Annotated in this window: 13 protein-coding genes; 9 read left to right on the top strand and 4 right to left on the bottom strand. The window is 68.1% G+C overall.

What is annotated here, in order from left to right:
• Positions 1–5 precede the first annotated feature (5 nt).
• Positions 6–890, top strand: a complete 885-nt coding sequence (locus tag ACLD0W_RS03150; protein ID WP_410306048.1) for an acyltransferase — start codon at positions 6–8, stop codon at positions 888–890.
• Positions 891–898: 8 nt separating this feature from the next.
• Here ACLD0W_RS03150 and ACLD0W_RS03145 read toward each other — a convergent pair whose 3' ends face one another.
• Complete coding sequence (locus ACLD0W_RS03145) at positions 899–1,633, bottom strand: TIGR04219 family outer membrane beta-barrel protein (protein ID WP_410306047.1); 735 nt, start codon at positions 1,631–1,633, stop codon at positions 899–901.
• Between the two features lie 152 nt (positions 1,634–1,785).
• Here ACLD0W_RS03145 and ACLD0W_RS03140 point away from each other — a divergent pair, with 152 nt between their 5' ends.
• From ACLD0W_RS03140 to ACLD0W_RS03120, 5 genes are all read left to right on the top strand, one after another.
• Positions 1,786–2,322 (top strand): DUF2058 domain-containing protein, encoded by a 537-nt coding sequence (locus ACLD0W_RS03140; RefSeq protein WP_410306046.1) that lies wholly within the window; start codon positions 1,786–1,788, stop codon positions 2,320–2,322.
• A gap of 11 nt (positions 2,323–2,333) precedes the next feature.
• Entirely contained in the window at positions 2,334–3,164 is an 831-nt protein-coding gene (locus tag ACLD0W_RS03135; protein WP_410306045.1) for a S1 RNA-binding domain-containing protein, read from the top strand.
• 53 nt (positions 3,165–3,217) lie between these two features.
• Positions 3,218–3,985, top strand: a complete 768-nt coding sequence (locus tag ACLD0W_RS03130) for a helix-turn-helix transcriptional regulator (protein ID WP_410306044.1) — start codon at positions 3,218–3,220, stop codon at positions 3,983–3,985.
• Positions 3,986–4,098: 113 nt separating this feature from the next.
• Positions 4,099–6,468: a penicillin acylase family protein gene (locus tag ACLD0W_RS03125; RefSeq protein WP_410306043.1), complete on the top strand. Its 2,370-nt coding sequence runs from the start codon at positions 4,099–4,101 to the stop codon at positions 6,466–6,468.
• Positions 6,469–6,564: 96 nt separating this feature from the next.
• A complete protein-coding gene (locus ACLD0W_RS03120; protein ID WP_410306042.1) occupies positions 6,565–7,491 on the top strand; it encodes an alpha/beta fold hydrolase in 927 nt (308 codons plus the stop codon).
• A 54-nt stretch (positions 7,492–7,545) separates the two neighbouring features.
• On the opposite strand, the gene epmA is transcribed toward ACLD0W_RS03120, so the two are convergent.
• Positions 7,546–8,484, bottom strand: coding sequence for an EF-P lysine aminoacylase EpmA (gene epmA / locus ACLD0W_RS03115; protein WP_410306041.1), 939 nt, complete (start codon positions 8,482–8,484; stop codon positions 7,546–7,548).
• A gap of 8 nt (positions 8,485–8,492) precedes the next feature.
• Entirely contained in the window at positions 8,493–9,062 is a 570-nt protein-coding gene (gene efp / locus ACLD0W_RS03110) for an elongation factor P (RefSeq protein ID WP_204427450.1), read from the bottom strand.
• A 53-nt stretch (positions 9,063–9,115) separates the two neighbouring features.
• Between efp and epmB the strand changes: the two genes are divergently transcribed.
• The 3 genes from epmB (at position 9,116) to ACLD0W_RS03095 (ending at position 13,850) form a co-directional block, all read left to right on the top strand.
• Positions 9,116–10,123, top strand: coding sequence for an EF-P beta-lysylation protein EpmB (epmB, locus tag ACLD0W_RS03105; protein ID WP_410306040.1), 1,008 nt, complete (start codon positions 9,116–9,118; stop codon positions 10,121–10,123).
• 103 nt (positions 10,124–10,226) lie between these two features.
• Positions 10,227–11,690, top strand: a complete 1,464-nt coding sequence (locus ACLD0W_RS03100) for a hypothetical protein (RefSeq protein ID WP_410306039.1) — start codon at positions 10,227–10,229, stop codon at positions 11,688–11,690.
• 81 nt (positions 11,691–11,771) lie between these two features.
• Complete coding sequence (locus ACLD0W_RS03095) at positions 11,772–13,850, top strand: EAL domain-containing protein (protein WP_410306038.1); 2,079 nt, start codon at positions 11,772–11,774, stop codon at positions 13,848–13,850.
• Positions 13,851–13,889: 39 nt separating this feature from the next.
• Here ACLD0W_RS03095 and serB read toward each other — a convergent pair whose 3' ends face one another.
• Positions 13,890–15,119 carry a phosphoserine phosphatase SerB gene (gene serB, locus ACLD0W_RS03090; protein ID WP_410306037.1) on the bottom strand — a complete coding sequence of 410 codons (1,230 nt, stop codon included), beginning with the start codon at positions 15,117–15,119 and terminating at the stop codon, positions 13,890–13,892.
• Between the last annotated feature and the right edge of the window lie 64 nt (positions 15,120–15,183).

The raw sequence follows: 15,183 nt of genomic DNA, 5'->3' as shown, positions 1-15,183 counted from the left end.
GGCGGATGCGGGCCTGGATGACCGGTATCGTCACTTTTTTGCTGTTGCTGCTGAACACCCTGGTGCTGATCGGGCCGATGATGGCCATCGCGCTGCTGAAGCTGGTGGTGCCGGGGCAAAGGAACAAGGCGCGGCTGTCCGCCGCGGTGATGTGGATCGCCGAGACCTGGGCGGAACTGTGCAAGGCGATCTTCGCCCTGATGACCCCCACCCGGTGGGACATCCGGGGCGACGAGGGTCTGCGCCAGGACACCTCCTATCTGGTGGTCAGCAACCACCAGTCCTGGGTGGACATCGCCGCGCTGGTGCAGACCTTCAACCGCAAAACGCCGTACTTCAAATTTTTTCTCAAAAAAGAACTGATCTGGGTGCCGTTTCTGGGGCTGGCGTTCTGGGCCCTGGACTACCCCTTCATGAAGCGCTACTCCAAGAGTCAGCTGGACAAGCGCCCCGAACTCAAGGGCAAGGACCTGGAGATCACTCGCGCCGCCTGCGAGAAGTTCGGTGATATGCCGGTGACGGTGGTGAATTTTCTGGAAGGCACCCGCTGCACGCCGGAAAAGCAGGCCCGGCAGAATTCTCCCTACCGCTACCTGTTGCGGCCCAAGGCTGGCGGCGTGGCCTTCGTGCTGGCGGCCCTGGGCGACAATCTGGACGCCCTGCTGGACGTGACGGTGGTGTATCCGGAAGGAAAACCGCCGGGTTTCTGGGCGCTGCTCAGCGGCCAGGTCCGGCGGGTGATCGTGGACGTGCGCACCCTCAAGCTGGAACCCTGGCTGTGGCAGGGTGATTACCAGGAAGACCGGCAGTTCCGGGCCCGGGTGCAGAAATGGGTCAGCGCCCTGTGGGCCGAGAAAGATGCCCGCATCCAGGCGCTGATGAAGGAATAACGTTACCGCTAGAACGACAAAGTGGCGGCGATGTAAGGCCCGCCGATTTCCAGATCGGAATCCAGGTCGCTCACGTCGTCCAGTTCCACTTCCAGGCGGGAATAGCCCGCTTCCACGCCGAGCAGAAAGTCCGAGCGCCAGCCCACGTAGGCGGAATAATCGCGCATGCCGCTGCCGTCGTATTCGATGGCGTTGATCTCACCGCCCACGTAGACGCCGGTCAGCGGCAGGTTGGCGCGTGCCGCCAGGTGGCCCATGGGGAAGGTTTCCTCGGCGCTCTGGGAGGCGCGCATGCCGGGGCTGGCAATGGTGAAATCGGCGTCCATACGGCGCACGGTCACGCCCAGGTCCAGCTTCACCACGTTGTCCAGCGGCGTCCAGTAGAAGGTGCCGTCGAGGATGTCCATGTCGTAGTCGGAGGTTACGTTGCCGGCGAAGGTCTGGCCGTCGAAGGTGATCGGCGCCGCCAGGGTGTTGCGACCGTCGTCGGACAGGTCCATATGGCGCAGGCGCACGTTGGGCAGAATCGGCACCGCGTGTTCCACGCCCAGGTACAGCACGGTCTGGCTGCCGTCGTCGTAGCCCAGATCGTCTTCCATATCGATGTCGGCGGAGCCGGAGGCAATGGTGCCGCTGGTTTCGGCGTTCCAGCTGTAGCCACCGAAATAAACGTCCACCAGCGGGGCGGCCTGAACGGCGGGGGCGGCGGCGGTCAGCGCGGCCAGCAGGGTAAGGCGTTTCATGATGTCGGATCCTTTTTTGGTCGGTATCGCGCCGCAGTATTGCACCCGGCGGAGCCGCTCAAAAGCCCGTTTAACCAGTGTTTTACCTTTCCTGTTCGAGCCTTTCACTTTCCTTTATGCTCGGTGGCCTGCGAACAGGACACGGACCGATCATGGCCAATTCTCTTCAGGACCAGCTCATGAAAGCGGGGCTGGCGGACAAAAAGAAGGCGCGCCGCGCCAAACAGGCGAAGCGCGAGGACGCCAACCGCGCCAAGCGGGGCGAAATCGAGTTCGAGGACCCGGCGGAACGGGCCCGCCGCCAGCGCGCCGAGCAGGCCGAGCGCGACCGCGCTCTGGCCCGCGAAAATCAGGAGCGCCAGCGCGAGAAGGAAATCGCCGCCCAGATCCGCCAGCTGATCGAGCAGCACCGGCTGGCCCGGGGCGACGCCGACCAGTCCTACCAGTTCGTGCAGGACAAGAAGATCAAGAAGCTCAACGTCACTGCACGGCAGCAGGACCAGCTGGCGCGCGGACTGATCGCCATCGTCGCCCTCGGTGACCGCCACGAACTGGTGCCGGCCCCGATCGCCGAGAAGATCCGCCAGCGCGATGAGGCGGTGGTGGTGCTGCTCAACGAAAAGGGCACCGGCGTGGACGAGGACGATCCCTACGCGGATTACCCGATTCCCGACGATCTGATGTGGTGAGTAACGCCCCGATGGAAGATCAGCCCGCGGTGGGCGCGGTGGCGGTGCTGCCGGTGCGGCGCCGGGTGCGCGCCGGCCTGCTGCTGGACGGCGGCGCTCTGGGCGAGGTGCTGTTGCCGGACCGGGAGGTGGATGAAGAGCTCACCGCCAAGGCGCTGCGCGTTTTTGTCTACGAGGACGGCGACGGTCAGGTGCGCGCCAGCGCCCGCCTGCCCCGGCTGCTGCCTGGCCAGGTGGGGCGGCTGCGGGTGGTCTCCACCAGCCGGGTGGGCGCGTTTCTGGATTGGGGCCTGCCCAAGGATCTGCTGCTGCCGTTCGCCGAACAGGGCAACCGGCCGGAAGTGGGCCGCTGGCAAACCGTGCGGGTGGTCCGTGATCATGCCGGCCGGCTGTTCGCCAGTGCCCGCCTGGACCGCTGGCTGGAAGACACCTGCGACGCCTACGCCCAGGGCGACGCGGTGCCGCTGGTGGTGGTGCAGCGCACCGAGCTGGGCTACAAGGTGGCGGTGGACGATCGCTACTGGGGCCTGCTGGCGGAGGACGGCCGGAGCGACCTGAAGCCGGGCCAGCGGCTCACCGGCTATGTGCAGCGGCTGCGGCCGGACGGTCGCCTGAGCCTGTCCGCCAACCCGCCCGGCGCCGCCAAGCGCGAAGGCGTGGCGGAGCGGGTACTGCAGCGGCTGCGCCAGGAAGACGGTTTTCTGCCGCTCGGCGACAAGAGCCCGCCGGACGATATTCGCGCCGCCTTCGGCTGCAGCAAGAACGCCTTCAAGCAGGCCATCGGCAAGCTGTACAAGGACGGCGAGATCGTTATCGAGCCGGCCGGCATCCGCCTGCGTTGAGGTCGCGCCGCCGGCCCCCGGAATTCCAATAACAACGTCTCGGGAGGCGAACCATGGCGCAACAGAATCGCCTGTATGTGTGGGACGACCGCTTTCTTTATCTGACCGGCGGCATCGTCTCCGGGCTGACCCAGCGCCACACCTTGACCTTGCTGGTGTCCCTGGGCGACCAGGGTTTCGAACTGGGCGACGCCCAGGGCCAGCGCCAGCGTTTCGCGGCGGCGCTGGTGGGTAACCAGACGCCCCGTTCCCTGGACGCCGGCCTGGAACCGCTGCTGTCGCTGAACTTCGACCCGCAAAGCTACGAATACCACTGCCTGGCGGCCATGCTGGGCCGCCGCCCGGTGCGTTCGGTGATCCTGATGCCCGACCGCGTCGATCACGACGCGGTGCGCGCCGCCGGCGAAGGCCGGCTGGAGCCGGCCGGCCTGTTCCGGCTGACCACCGCCCTGCCCAGGGCCCTGAGCGGCTACCGGGCGATCCGCCTGCCCATGGACATGCGCGTCAGTCACATCGCCCAGAAGATCAAGAAAGAGCTGCCGCTGACCAGCACCCTGGAGCAGCTGGGCGCCGAGGTGGGCCTGTCCGCCCACCGGCTGCGGCATCTTTTCTCCGACAAGCTGGGCATTTCCATCAAGAGCTACACCCTGTGGGCGCGCATGCGGCGGGCGGTGGAACTGATCGCCCAGGGCGTGCCGCTGTCCATGGTGGCCCACGACGTGGGGTTTTCCGACGCCGCCCACCTGACCCGCACCCTCAAGCAGTTCTTCGGGCTGACGCCCTCATTCCTGGCCCGTGGGATGGAAGTGCGCATGCTCTAGCCCCGCTTGCCGGAATAGCCGCTGCGTTCAAGTCCCGGCCGGGGTTTTTCACGTACGCTTTCCGGTCTGGACGCCGCCGTGGCGTCCGCATAACAACAACTCGGGAGACCACAATGATCACTTCCTTTCGACCCCCGCTCTGGTCGCGCGGCGTCGTGCTCGGCCTGACGGTGGCCCTGGCCGCCTGCGGCGGTGACAGCGATGACCACTACGTACCGGACACCCAGCACTACCAGGCCACCATCGAACGCACCACCTACGGCGTGCCGCACATCACCGCCGGCAGCTACGGCGGCGCCGGCTATGGCCACGGCTACGCCATCGCCGAGGACAACCTCTGCACCCTGGCGGACGCCTTCGTCACCTTCCGTGGCGAACGCTCCAAATATTTCGGGCCGGACGGCAAGGCGGCGGTGATGGGCACCTTCGGCTCGCCGGACAACCTGCCGGCGGACCTGTTCTTCCGCTTCGTGGTGGACGATGAGCGGGTGGCCGCCTTCCGCGACGCCCAGCCCGCCAACATCCGCGACCTGTCGAAAGGTTTCGCCGCCGGTTTCAGCCGCTACGTGCGTGAAATCCAGGCCGGCGAGCACGACGGCCGTCACCAGGCCTGCCGCGACGCGGACTGGCTGGCCGGCATCAGCGAGGACGACGTTTATCGTCGTCTGGTGGCCCTGAATCTGGCCGCCAGCAGCGCCAACCTGCTGCCGGCCATCGCCAGTGCCCAGCCGCCCGGCGCCGGGCTGACCCTGCGTACCGCCGGCGACGACGCCGTCGCGCTCAACCCGGACCGCTTCAAGGTGGGCCAGGAAGCGGGCATCGGCAGCAACACCCTGGCGTTCGGTGCCGACGTCACCGACACCGGCCGTTCGCTGCTGTTCGCCAACCCGCACTGGTATCAGCTGGGCGTGGACCGTTTCTACCAGCTGCAGCTCACCATTCCCGGCCGTCTGAACGTGTCCGGGGTGTCCATCATGGGCGCGCCCATGGTGCTGATGGGCTTCAACGACAACATTGCCTGGGCCCATACCGTGTCCACCGCCAGCCGCTTCACCGTCTACGCCCTGGCGCTGTCACCGGACGACCCCACCGTCTACATCAAGGACAACGAGCCCCACGCGATGACGGCGGTGACCGTGGAAGTGCCGGTGAAGCAAGGCGATGGCAGCCTGCAAACCGTCACCCGCACGCTGTATGAGTCCGAGTACGGCCCGATGATCAATCCGGCGGTGCTCAATCCGGCGGTGTCCTGGAACACCACCCAGGCGTTCACCCTGCGTGACATCAACCTGGAGAACACCCGCAGCTTCCAGAACTTCTTCGCCTTCGACCACGCCCGGTCCCTGCAGGACTTCTACGACGCCATCACCGAGTTCGTGGGCATCCCCTGGGTGAACACCACCGCCATTGGCCGCGACGACGACCGGGCGCTGTACTCCGACATCACGGCCGTGCCCAACGTGCCGGACGCCGTGCTGCAGGGCTGCGCGGTACCCGGGTTCAGCGCGCCGCTGCTGGAGGCCGGCGTGGTGCTGCTGGGCGGCACCAACTCCGCCTGCGACTGGCAAGACGATCCGGACAGCCGCCAGCCCGGTGCCTTCGGTCCCGGTAATCTGCCGCACCTGTTCCGCCGCGATTACGTGGCCAACATGAACGACAGCTACTGGCTCACCAACGCGGACAATCCGATCACCGGCTTCGCCCGCATCATCGGCCAGGAAGACTACCGCCAGAGCCTGCGCTCGCGCCTCGGTCACACCCTGGTGGAAGACCGCTTCGCCGGCGCCGACGGCCTGGCCGGCAGCCAGGTGAGCAGCGAGAACCTGCGCCAGATCGTGGTGAACAGCCGCAACCTGTCCGCGGAACTGCTCAAGGACGAGGTGCTGTCCGCGGTGTGCGGCGCGCCCAGCGGCACCGAGGCCCAGGCCTGCCAGGTGCTGACCGCCTGGGACAACCGCGCCAACCTGGACTCCGTGGGGGCGCATATCTGGACCGCGCTCTTCGAAGGCGGCGACGACTACGACGGGCTCCGTGATATCGAGAATCTCTGGGCCACGCCGTTCGACGCCCAGGACCCGGTGCACACCCCGCGCGGCCTGAACAGCGCCGTCACCGGCCAGGTGCAGACCGCCTTCAGCGCCGCCGTGGCCGCCGTGGTCGACAGTGGCGTGGCCCTGGACGCCGAGGTGGGCGAGTATCAGAAGTACCTGAAACCGGAAACCGACATTCCGCAGTTCGGCGGTGAAGGTTCCGAGGGCTACTTCACGGTGCTGCGCAACACCTACATGCACGTGGTGGATTTCCCCGAGGGTGAGCCGGTACGCGCCTTCACCTTCCTGACCCACGGCGTGTCCGACGACCCGGCCAGCGATTACTACGGCAGCTACACCCAGGCCTACTCGCAGAAGAACTGGCACCGGGTGCCGTTCACCCGCGAACAGATCGAGGACGCCCGCATCTCGACCCTGGAGCTGAGCGAGTAATCACCGGCCCATCGGGCCAGAATGCCCGGCGGCGCTTGTGGGCGCCGCCGGGCTTTTTTATGTTGTGCGCCTGTCCCCACTCAGAGAGAGGCGCCCATGGCCACCGGCACGGTGCACAGCAACGGCATCGAACTGTTCTACGAAACCCGCGGTCCCGAGGACGGCGTTCCGCTGATCTTCATCATGGGCCTGTCCGCGCAACTGGTGTTCTGGCCGGAGGGGCTGCTGGACGCCCTGGCCAACCGGGGCTACCGGGTGATCGCCTTCGACAACCGCGACGCCGGTAAATCCACCCGCATCCGCGCCCCCTTCAAGTACGGCCCGCTGCAGGCGATGCTGCGCTACATGGTGGGTGCCCGGGTGCACGCGCCCTATACCCTGGACGATCTGGTCGCCGATACCTTCGGGTTGATGGATGCCCTGGGTATCCAGCGGGCCCACCTGGTGGGTGCCTCCATGGGCGGCATGGTGGTGCAGCTGGCCGCCGCCACCGACGCGGATCGGGTGCTCAGCGTCACCTCGATCATGTCCAGCACCAACAGCCCGTTGCTGCCGCCGCCGAAACCGACGGCGTTGAAAACGCTGGTGGCGCCACGGGTGGAAATCGAGACCGTGGACCAGTACGTGGCGTTCGGCCTGGACATGATGGCGAAGCTGGGCGGCACCCTGGATCAGGGTCGCGACGAGTTGGAGAACATGTTCCGGCGCAGCTGGGAGCGGGGCCTGAACCCGCGCGGCATCCGCAATCAGTTTCTCGCCATTCTCGCCACCGGCAACCTGACCAAACGCCTGAAACGGGTGCGCTGCCCGGCCCAGGTGATCCACGGCGGCGCCGATCCACTGATCCGCCCCGCCGGCGGCAAGGCCTCGGCCCGCGCCATTCCCGGTGCCCGGCTGACGATCATCGACGGCATGGGCCACGACCTGCCGCCGTCGGCGCAGCCGCGCATCGTGGAATTGATCGATGGCAATTGCCAGCGAGCGGGAGTGGGTGAAACGGTGGTGGAGGGCGCCCGATGCTGATCGCGGCTGAAGCCGCTCCTACATCGCCGTAGGAGCGGCTTCAGCCGCGATCCCTCAGGCGCGCTCGCGGGGAAACGGCCACACCCGCTCGATACGCCCGGCGCCGCTGAGTACCATCTGCAGCCGTTCCAGGCCCAGGGCCACGCCGCTGCACGGCGGCAGGCCGGCGCGCAGGGCGGCCAGCAGGTAGGGGTCCGGCGTCATCGGGCGCTTGCCGGCGGCCCGGCGCTGGTCGTTGTCCCGCGCGAAGCGCCGCGCCTGTTCGTCGGCGTCCAGCAGTTCCTGATAGCCGTTGGCCAGTTCCAGGCCGCGATGGTAGATCTCGAAGCGCCGCGCCACGGTGGCGCCGTCCTGGTCCTCGGCGGTCCGTGCCAGGGCCGCCGCCCAGCCCGGGAAATCCACCACCACGCTGAGCACCGCCGGATCCAGGGCCGGCTCCACCTCCACGGCCATCAGATAGTCCACCGCCTGGGGGCCGTTCAGGCCCGCCGGAGCGCCGCCCCGTTCCGCCCGGGCGGCCAGTTCCCCGGCCGGGGCGGTGAGCGGGTCTAGCCCGGTGACCGTGGCGAACAGCTCGCGGAACCGGTGGCGCTCGGCGCCGGCGCCGCAAAGCGGCGTCAGCAGCGCCAGGCATTCGTCCACCAGGGCGTCCAGGTCGAAGCCGGGGCGGTACCATTCCAGCAGGGTGAATTCCGGGTTGTGGCGGGCACCGGCCTCGCCGTCGCGAAAGGCCCGGGCGATCTGATAGATCGGCCCGCTGCCGGCGGCCAGCAGGCGCTTCATGTGGTATTCCGGGGAGGTCTGCAGCCAGCCGTGGCCGGGCACTTCGATGGCGTCGATGTGCTCGTCGCTGACCGCGTGGGCGGCCAGCAGCGGGGTGCTCACTTCCAGCACGCCGCGCCCATCAAAAAAGGCGCGCACCGTCCGCAGCAGGTCGGCGCGCGCCTTCAGGGCATCGTGGGCGGTGGTGGGCCGCCAGGATGCATCGCTCATGGGCGGTCTCAGTTCTTGATGCGGCCCACGTATTCGCCGGTGCGGGTGTCCACCTTGATCACCTCGCCTTCCTGCACGAACAGGGGCACGCGCACCACGGCGCCGGTGCTCAGGGTGGCCGGCTTGCCACCGGTGCCGGCGGTGTCGCCCTTCACGCCCGGGTCGGTCTGGGTGATTTCCAGTTCCACGAAGTTGGGCGGGGACACGCTCAGCGGTTCACCGTTGTAGAGGGTGACCTCGCACATGTCCTCTTCCTTCAGCCACTGCTTGGCGTCGCCCACGGCGTCGGCGCCGGCCGGCTTCTGGTCGAAGGTGTTGGGGTCCATGAAGTGCCAGAATTCGCCATCGCTGTAGATGTACTGCATGGTGACGTCGAGCACGTCGGCGCCTTCCAGGCTGTCGCCGGACTTGAAGGTGCGTTCGATCACCTTGCCGGTTTTCAGGTTACGCAGTTTCACGCGATTGAAGGCCTGGCCCTTGCCCGGTTTGACGAACTCGTTTTCGATGATCGAACACGGGTCGCCGTCGAGCATGAGCTTCAAGCCGGATTTGAATTCGCTGGTAGAATAGCTGGCCATAGACTCTGATCCACTGTTGCGGGAATTTCCGGATGGCGTTGAAAAGGCTGGCCATGATAACTCAGGAGGCCGACGGTTGGCAGGTGCCCGATTGGCGGCGCCTGCAGGCGGACCTGATCACCGATGTGGCGGCGTTGTGCGAGGCGCTGGACCTGCGCCCGGAGCAGGTGCCCGGCGGCGTTGACGCGGACAGCGATTTTCCCCTGCGGGTGCCGCGCCGTTATCTGAGCCGCATCGAGCCCGGCAACCCGGACGACCCGCTGCTGCGCCAGGTGCTGGCCAGCGCCCGGGAGCGCGAGCCGGTGCCCGGCTACGGGCCGGACCCGCTGGAGGAGGCGGCGCACACCCCGGTGCCCGGGCTGCTGCACAAGTACCACGGCCGCGCCCTGCTGGTGGTCACCGGCGCCTGCGCGGTGCACTGCCGCTACTGCTTCCGCCGCCATTTCCCTTATCAGAGCCACCTGTCCGGGGGCCGCTGGAAGCAGGCGCTGGACTGGCTGCGCGCCCACCCGGACATCCGCGAGGTGATCCTCAGTGGCGGCGACCCGCTGACCCTGAGCAACGAGCGCCTGGGCGGACTGCTGGAAGAACTGGCGGCGATTCCTCACCTGGACCGGCTACGCTTCCACACCCGTACGCCGGTGGTGGTTCCGGAGCGGCTCGACGACGGGCTGCTGGCGCTGCTGGACACCCCCCGCTGGCGGGTCACCCTGGTGCTGCACGCCAATCACCCCCGCGAAATCGACCCGGATCTGTCCGGGCGCTGCCGGGCCCTGGCGCGGGCCGGGGTGACGCTGCTGAATCAGTCGGTGCTGCTGGCCGGGGTCAATGATCGGGTGGAGACCCTGGCGGCGCTGTCCGACGCCCTCCACGACGCCGGCGTGCTGCCGTATTACCTGCACCAGCTGGACGCGGTGGCCGGCGCCGCCCATTTCGCCGTGCCCGACCACCGGGCCTTCGCTTTGCACAAGGCGCTGCGCGCCCGTCTGCCCGGCTTCCTGGTGCCGCGCCTGGCCCGCGAGGAGCCCGGGGAAAGCGGCAAAACCGTGCTCAAAGGCTGATTTACAGCGGCGCCGCTTTGCCGTACGGTTTTTGTGAAGCAGTTCACAAAAACGGCGGGTCATGCCGGGGTGTGCCCCGCCCCTGGGTGAAGGACAATCACCAATGCACGAGGCATGGCCAACGGATTGGGCGTGGGCGCTGCCGGCGGACACGGACGCGCCCCTGGATTCACTGTCTCTGGCCGGTACCCGGCCCCCTGATCTGCGCGCCTGGCTGACGGCGCTGCCCGCCGGGGACCCGCTCACCAGCGCCGCATCCCTGACGCGGTTGCTTGAGGAACTGACCCGCCTGCCCCTGGATACCCGCTGCCGCCTGGCGCTGCTGGAGGACATCCGCCCCCGCGTGCACCGCTTGGCGGCGGTGCTGCAGAGCCATTATCTGGACACCCCGCTGTCCCTGAGCACGCCGGCCCGGGAGGCCGCCGACCGGGTGGCCGATCTGTTCGACGCTCTGGCCCGCGCCTACCAGCGGGTGGCGGCGGCGCTGCTGGCCACCCCGCCGGGGCCGGCCCGGCGCCAGGCGGCGGCCACCGCCGTGCAACGGGCCCTGGACGCGCTCAGCCAGCAGCTGGGGCAGCACTGGCTACTGTACACGCCGGCACGCGCCGGGCTCTGGTGGCGGCTGCACCGTCTTTACGCGGGCGCCGCGTTGCACGCCCTGCACACCCTCCCGGTGGCGGATCCGGAAGCGCCGGGCCACGAGAGTTCCGTGCATCTGGCGTACACCCGCGCCCTGTTGATGGCCAGCGCCCAGCCCCAGCAATTGCGGCCGCCGGCGCTGATCGCCCTGTTCCGGGCCGCCGGGCAATGGGGGCGCCGGTTGCCGCTGCACGCCGCTCCGCTGGAAGGCGGCTTCGACGTGGCCCTGGACCAGGACCGGGGGCCCGCCCCGGCCGGTGACCCGGCACGGAGTGGCCCCCGTTGGCGCCATTTCGATACCCGCCCGCTGGCCGAGGCGCTCTGCGACGGTGGCGGCGATCCCGGTCGGCCGTTCTCGTCGCTGCTGCGGGCCCATCTGCGCACGGTATGGTCGGCGCCCCGGGGCCGGGCGGCGCCGCGCCGCGCCGGCCGGGAAACGGTGCGGGTGGTGTTGGGCCTGAACGGCGCCCACGCCTGCCTGGACCAGCCGGCGCGGGTCCATAACGCGGAACCGGTGCGCTGTCAGGACCGGGGCGAGCAGGGTTGTGGTTTGATCTGGCACGGCCCCGCGCCCCGCGGGTTGAGGGTGGGCGCGGTGCTGGCCCTGGCCGGCGCCGACGGCGGCCCCTGGCGGGTCGGGGAAATCCGCTGGCTGGCCCGCGCCGCCGAAGGCGTGCGCGCCGGCGTGCAATGGCTGCCCGGCGAGGTGCGGCCGGTGCGCATCAGCCACGGCTACGGCGACACCCTGCCGACTCCGGCGTTGCTGGTGCCGGCGGCGGACGGCGCCGACACCTTGCTGGTGCCCACCGCCGGTTTCGCCGCCGGGGCCCGGGTGACGGTGTGGGACGGCCCGCCACGGCTGGTGCGCCTGGGTGCCCGGGTGGCCGGCTCGGCGGACGCCTGCCGCTATCGACTGCGCCTGGCATGAACACCGATTCAGTTCTTTGGAGAACCGGGTCCGGTCAGGCACAATGGTTGCCCTACGAATAACGGATGAGCACCGGCGCCGATGACTTACGCTCTCGATACCCTCCGCTTGTTGATCGCCCACGACTCTCAGGATGAAGCCGAACAATTGATGAACGCCCTGCGTAACGCCGGTCGCGCGACGCGGGCGCAATTGGCGCTCAACGAGGACGATCTGGTACGGGCATTGAAAGGCGGCGCCTGGGAGCTGATGCTGTGCCGCCCGCGCTTCGGCGACGGCAGTTTCGAAAGCGCCATGGCGCACATCAACCGCCTCGGCAAGGCGCTGCCGGTGGTGCTGCTCAGCGATGATTACAACGCCACCATCGTGCGCGACGCCTACAACGCCGGCGCCCGCGCGGTGGCGCCCAAGGACGACCGCGAGCTGCTGATGCAGTGCGTGGACCGGCTGATGGAGTTCCTGCGGCTGCGCAAGGAGCTGCAGCATTCGGAGATCACCCGCCACGAGGCGGAGAAGCGCCTGCGCCTGCTGATGGACCAGAGCCGCGACGCCATCGCCTATGTGCTGGACGGCATGCACATCCACGCCAATGACAACTACGCGCGCATGTTCGGCTACGACGACGCCGACGAACTGGCCGGCGTGCCGATCATGGACATGGTGTCGGCCAGCGACCACGACCGGCTCAAGACGCTGCTGCGCAACCGCGCCCAGGACCAGAGCCAGACCAATGAGCTGGAATGCCGGGGCGTGCACACCGATGGCAAGGAGTTCGACGCCAACTTCATCTTCTCGCCGAGCACCTTCGACGGCGAAGCCTGCACCCAGATCGTGATCCGCGCCGCCAGCCTGGACGAAAGCGCCCTGCAGGAGCGGCTCCACGAGATCAGCCAGACCGACCAGGTCACCGGGCTGTACAGCCGCACCTGGTTCATGGAGCAGCTCGATCAGGCGGTCAGCGACGCGGCCCGCCAGGGGCAGTTGGCGGCGGTGCTGTACCTGCGCCTGGACGATTTCGAGCAGCACCAGTCCAGCCTCGGCATGGAGGGCGCCGACGACGCCCTGCGGGCGGTGGCCGACTGGCTGCGCGGCCATTGTGGCGACGCCAAGCTGGCGCGGGTGGACGGCGAGGACTTCGCGGTGCTCAAGCCGGTCAACGACATCGACGAGGCCGCCGCCCTGGCGGAGACCCTGCGCGCCGGCATCGAGACCCTGATGCCGGAGGTTGCCGCCCGCACCGTGCACATCACCGCCAGCCTGGGCGTGGCGTTCGCCCGGGAGGACGCGCGCAGCAGCCAGGACATCCTCACCAAGGCGCTGAAATGCTGTAACCAGGCCCAGCGCCAGAACGATGAGCAGGGCAACGCCATCAAGATCCACGATCCCATGGACGATGTGGCCGCCGGCTCCAACGAAGCGGTGGCGCTGAGCATCCGCCAGGCGCTGGAGAAGGGCAGTTTCCGGCTGCGCTATCAGCCGCTGATGAGTCTGCGCGACGACGGCGAGCAGATTTTCGAAGTGTTCGTGCACATGCCGCAGAAGCAGGGCGACGACCTGGCCGCCGCCGCCTTCATGCCGGTGGCCGCCGACCAGGGCATGGCCGGCAAGGTGGACCGCTGGGTGGTGCTCAACGCCATGCGCGCCGCCGCCGCCCATGAAGAGAAAATCACCCTGCTGGTCAATCTGAGCGGCTACTCCCTGGGCGAGCCGGGCCTGGCGGAATGGCTGTCGAAAGCCATGCGCGCCGCCCGCCTGTCCGGCGAGCAGGTGATCTTCCAGTTCTCCGAGGGCGATACGGTGAACTACCTGAAGCAGGCCGGCGCCTTTGCCCAGGCCATGCGCAAACTGGGCTGCGGGCTATCCATCAGCCGCTTCGGCGGCAGTCTGGACCCGTTCAAGCTGTTCGAGCATATCCCCGCCACCATGGTGAAGTTCGAGGGCTCGTTCACCCAGGAACTGGGCAAGACCGAGAGTCGGGAGCGGTTCGCGGAATTGATCCAGCAGGTGCAGAACAGTGGCCGGCGCACGCTGGTCGGGTTCGTGGAATCCGCCGCCCAGATGCAGACCCTGTGGACCCTGGGCGGGGTGGACTACCTGCAGGGTTACTACCTGCAGGCGCCCATGGACCGGCTGGAGGTGGCGGAAACCACCGAAGGGTAGGTAAAGGAAAGCTTGCAGCTTGCGGCTTGAAGCTTGCCGCTACCGCAGCAGTTCCTGCTGATCCTTGTCGCGCACCCCCACCAGATAAAGAATGCCGTCCAGGCCCAGGGTGGAAATGGAATGGGCGGCGTTCTTCTTCACCAGCGGTTTGGCGCGGAAGGCGATGCCCAGGCCGGCGGCGCCCAGCATGGGCAGGTCGTTGGCGCCATCGCCCACGGCGATCACCTGCTCCAGGTCGATGCCCTCCCGGGCGGCGATCTCGCGCAGCAGTTCCGCCTTGCGTTCGCCGTTGACGATGGGCTCCGCCACCTCGCCGGTAACCCGACCGTCCTCGATCATCAGCTCGTTGGCGTACACATAGTCGATGCCCAGCAGCGTTTGCAGCCAATGGCCGAACCAGGTGAAACCGCCGGACAGAATCGCGGTGCGGTAGCCCAGCGCCTTGAGCGTGCGGATCAGCCGGTCGGCGCCCTCGGTCAGTTCGATGCGCTGGCGCACCCGCTCCAGGGCGCCTTCGTCCAGGCCCTTGAGCAGGGCCACCCGGGCCCGGAAGCTGGCGTTGAAATCCAGCTCGCCGCGCATGGCGCGCTCGGTGATGGCCGCCACCTGGTCGCCCACCCCGGCCTCGGCGGCCAGCTCGTCGATCACCTCCGAACGGATCAGGGTGGAATCCATGTCGAACACCACCAGTCGCCGGTTGCGGCGGAAGGCGCTGTCGCGCTGGAAGGAAATGTCCACGTTGCGCTGGTTGGCGATGGCCAGGAAGGCGGCGCGCATGGCGGCGGTATCGCGGGGCTCGCCGCGCACGGAAATCTCCACGCAGGCGCGGGCATTGGGGTCGCCGTCCTCGCCTTCCAGATGCACGCGCCCGGACAGCCGCGCGATGCTGTCGATGTTCAGATTGTTTTCCGCCACCACCGTGGTCACGTCGCCAAGCTGCTCGGCGGTGATCTTGCGCGACAGCAGGGTGATGATGTGGCGGTCCTTGCCCTGGCCGGACACCCACTGTTCGTAGCGGTCCTCGTCGATGGGCCGGAAACGCACCGAGGTGTCCCGCTTGTGCGCCTCGAACAGCAGATCCTTGAGCATGGAGGAGGCGTCGGCCCCCGGCGGTACCTCCACCAGAATGCCCAGCGACAGGCTGTCGTGGATCACCGCCTGGCCGATGTCGAGAATATTGAGATGGTACCGGGCCAGAATCCGGGTAAAGGCCGCGGTGAGGCCGGGGCGGTCGCTGCCGGACACCTGGATGAGAATAATCTCGCGCACGCTGGGGGGCTCCTTGAGGGCCACGGGCTGGAAGGGCGTCAAGATTACCAGAAAAAGCGCCGCT

It is taken from the genome of Alloalcanivorax sp. C16-1 (genome assembly GCF_046507805.1).
GTDB lineage: Bacteria > Pseudomonadota > Gammaproteobacteria > Pseudomonadales > Alcanivoracaceae > Alloalcanivorax.
This window is presented reverse-complemented; position numbering and strand designations above follow the sequence as displayed.

Bases quoted from the DNA above. Each gene is read 5' to 3' on its own strand.
- epmA (WP_410306041.1), bottom strand. From the start codon at position 8,484: ATGAGCGATGCATCCTGGCGGCCCACCACCGCCCACGATGCCCTGAAG.
- ACLD0W_RS03135 (WP_410306045.1), top strand. From the start codon at position 2,334: ATGGAAGATCAGCCCGCGGTGGGCGCGGTGGCGGTGCTGCCGGTGCGG.
- ACLD0W_RS03150 (WP_410306048.1), top strand. From the start codon at position 6: ATGCGGGCCTGGATGACCGGTATCGTCACTTTTTTGCTGTTGCTGCTG.
- epmB (WP_410306040.1), top strand. From the start codon at position 9,116: ATGATAACTCAGGAGGCCGACGGTTGGCAGGTGCCCGATTGGCGGCGC.
- ACLD0W_RS03145 (WP_410306047.1), bottom strand. From the start codon at position 1,633: ATGAAACGCCTTACCCTGCTGGCCGCGCTGACCGCCGCCGCCCCCGCC.
- ACLD0W_RS03120 (WP_410306042.1), top strand. From the start codon at position 6,565: ATGGCCACCGGCACGGTGCACAGCAACGGCATCGAACTGTTCTACGAA.
- ACLD0W_RS03100 (WP_410306039.1), top strand. From the start codon at position 10,227: ATGCACGAGGCATGGCCAACGGATTGGGCGTGGGCGCTGCCGGCGGAC.
- efp (WP_204427450.1), bottom strand. From the start codon at position 9,062: ATGGCCAGCTATTCTACCAGCGAATTCAAATCCGGCTTGAAGCTCATG.
- ACLD0W_RS03125 (WP_410306043.1), top strand. From the start codon at position 4,099: ATGATCACTTCCTTTCGACCCCCGCTCTGGTCGCGCGGCGTCGTGCTC.
- ACLD0W_RS03140 (WP_410306046.1), top strand. From the start codon at position 1,786: ATGGCCAATTCTCTTCAGGACCAGCTCATGAAAGCGGGGCTGGCGGAC.
- ACLD0W_RS03130 (WP_410306044.1), top strand. From the start codon at position 3,218: ATGGCGCAACAGAATCGCCTGTATGTGTGGGACGACCGCTTTCTTTAT.
- ACLD0W_RS03095 (WP_410306038.1), top strand. From the start codon at position 11,772: ATGACTTACGCTCTCGATACCCTCCGCTTGTTGATCGCCCACGACTCT.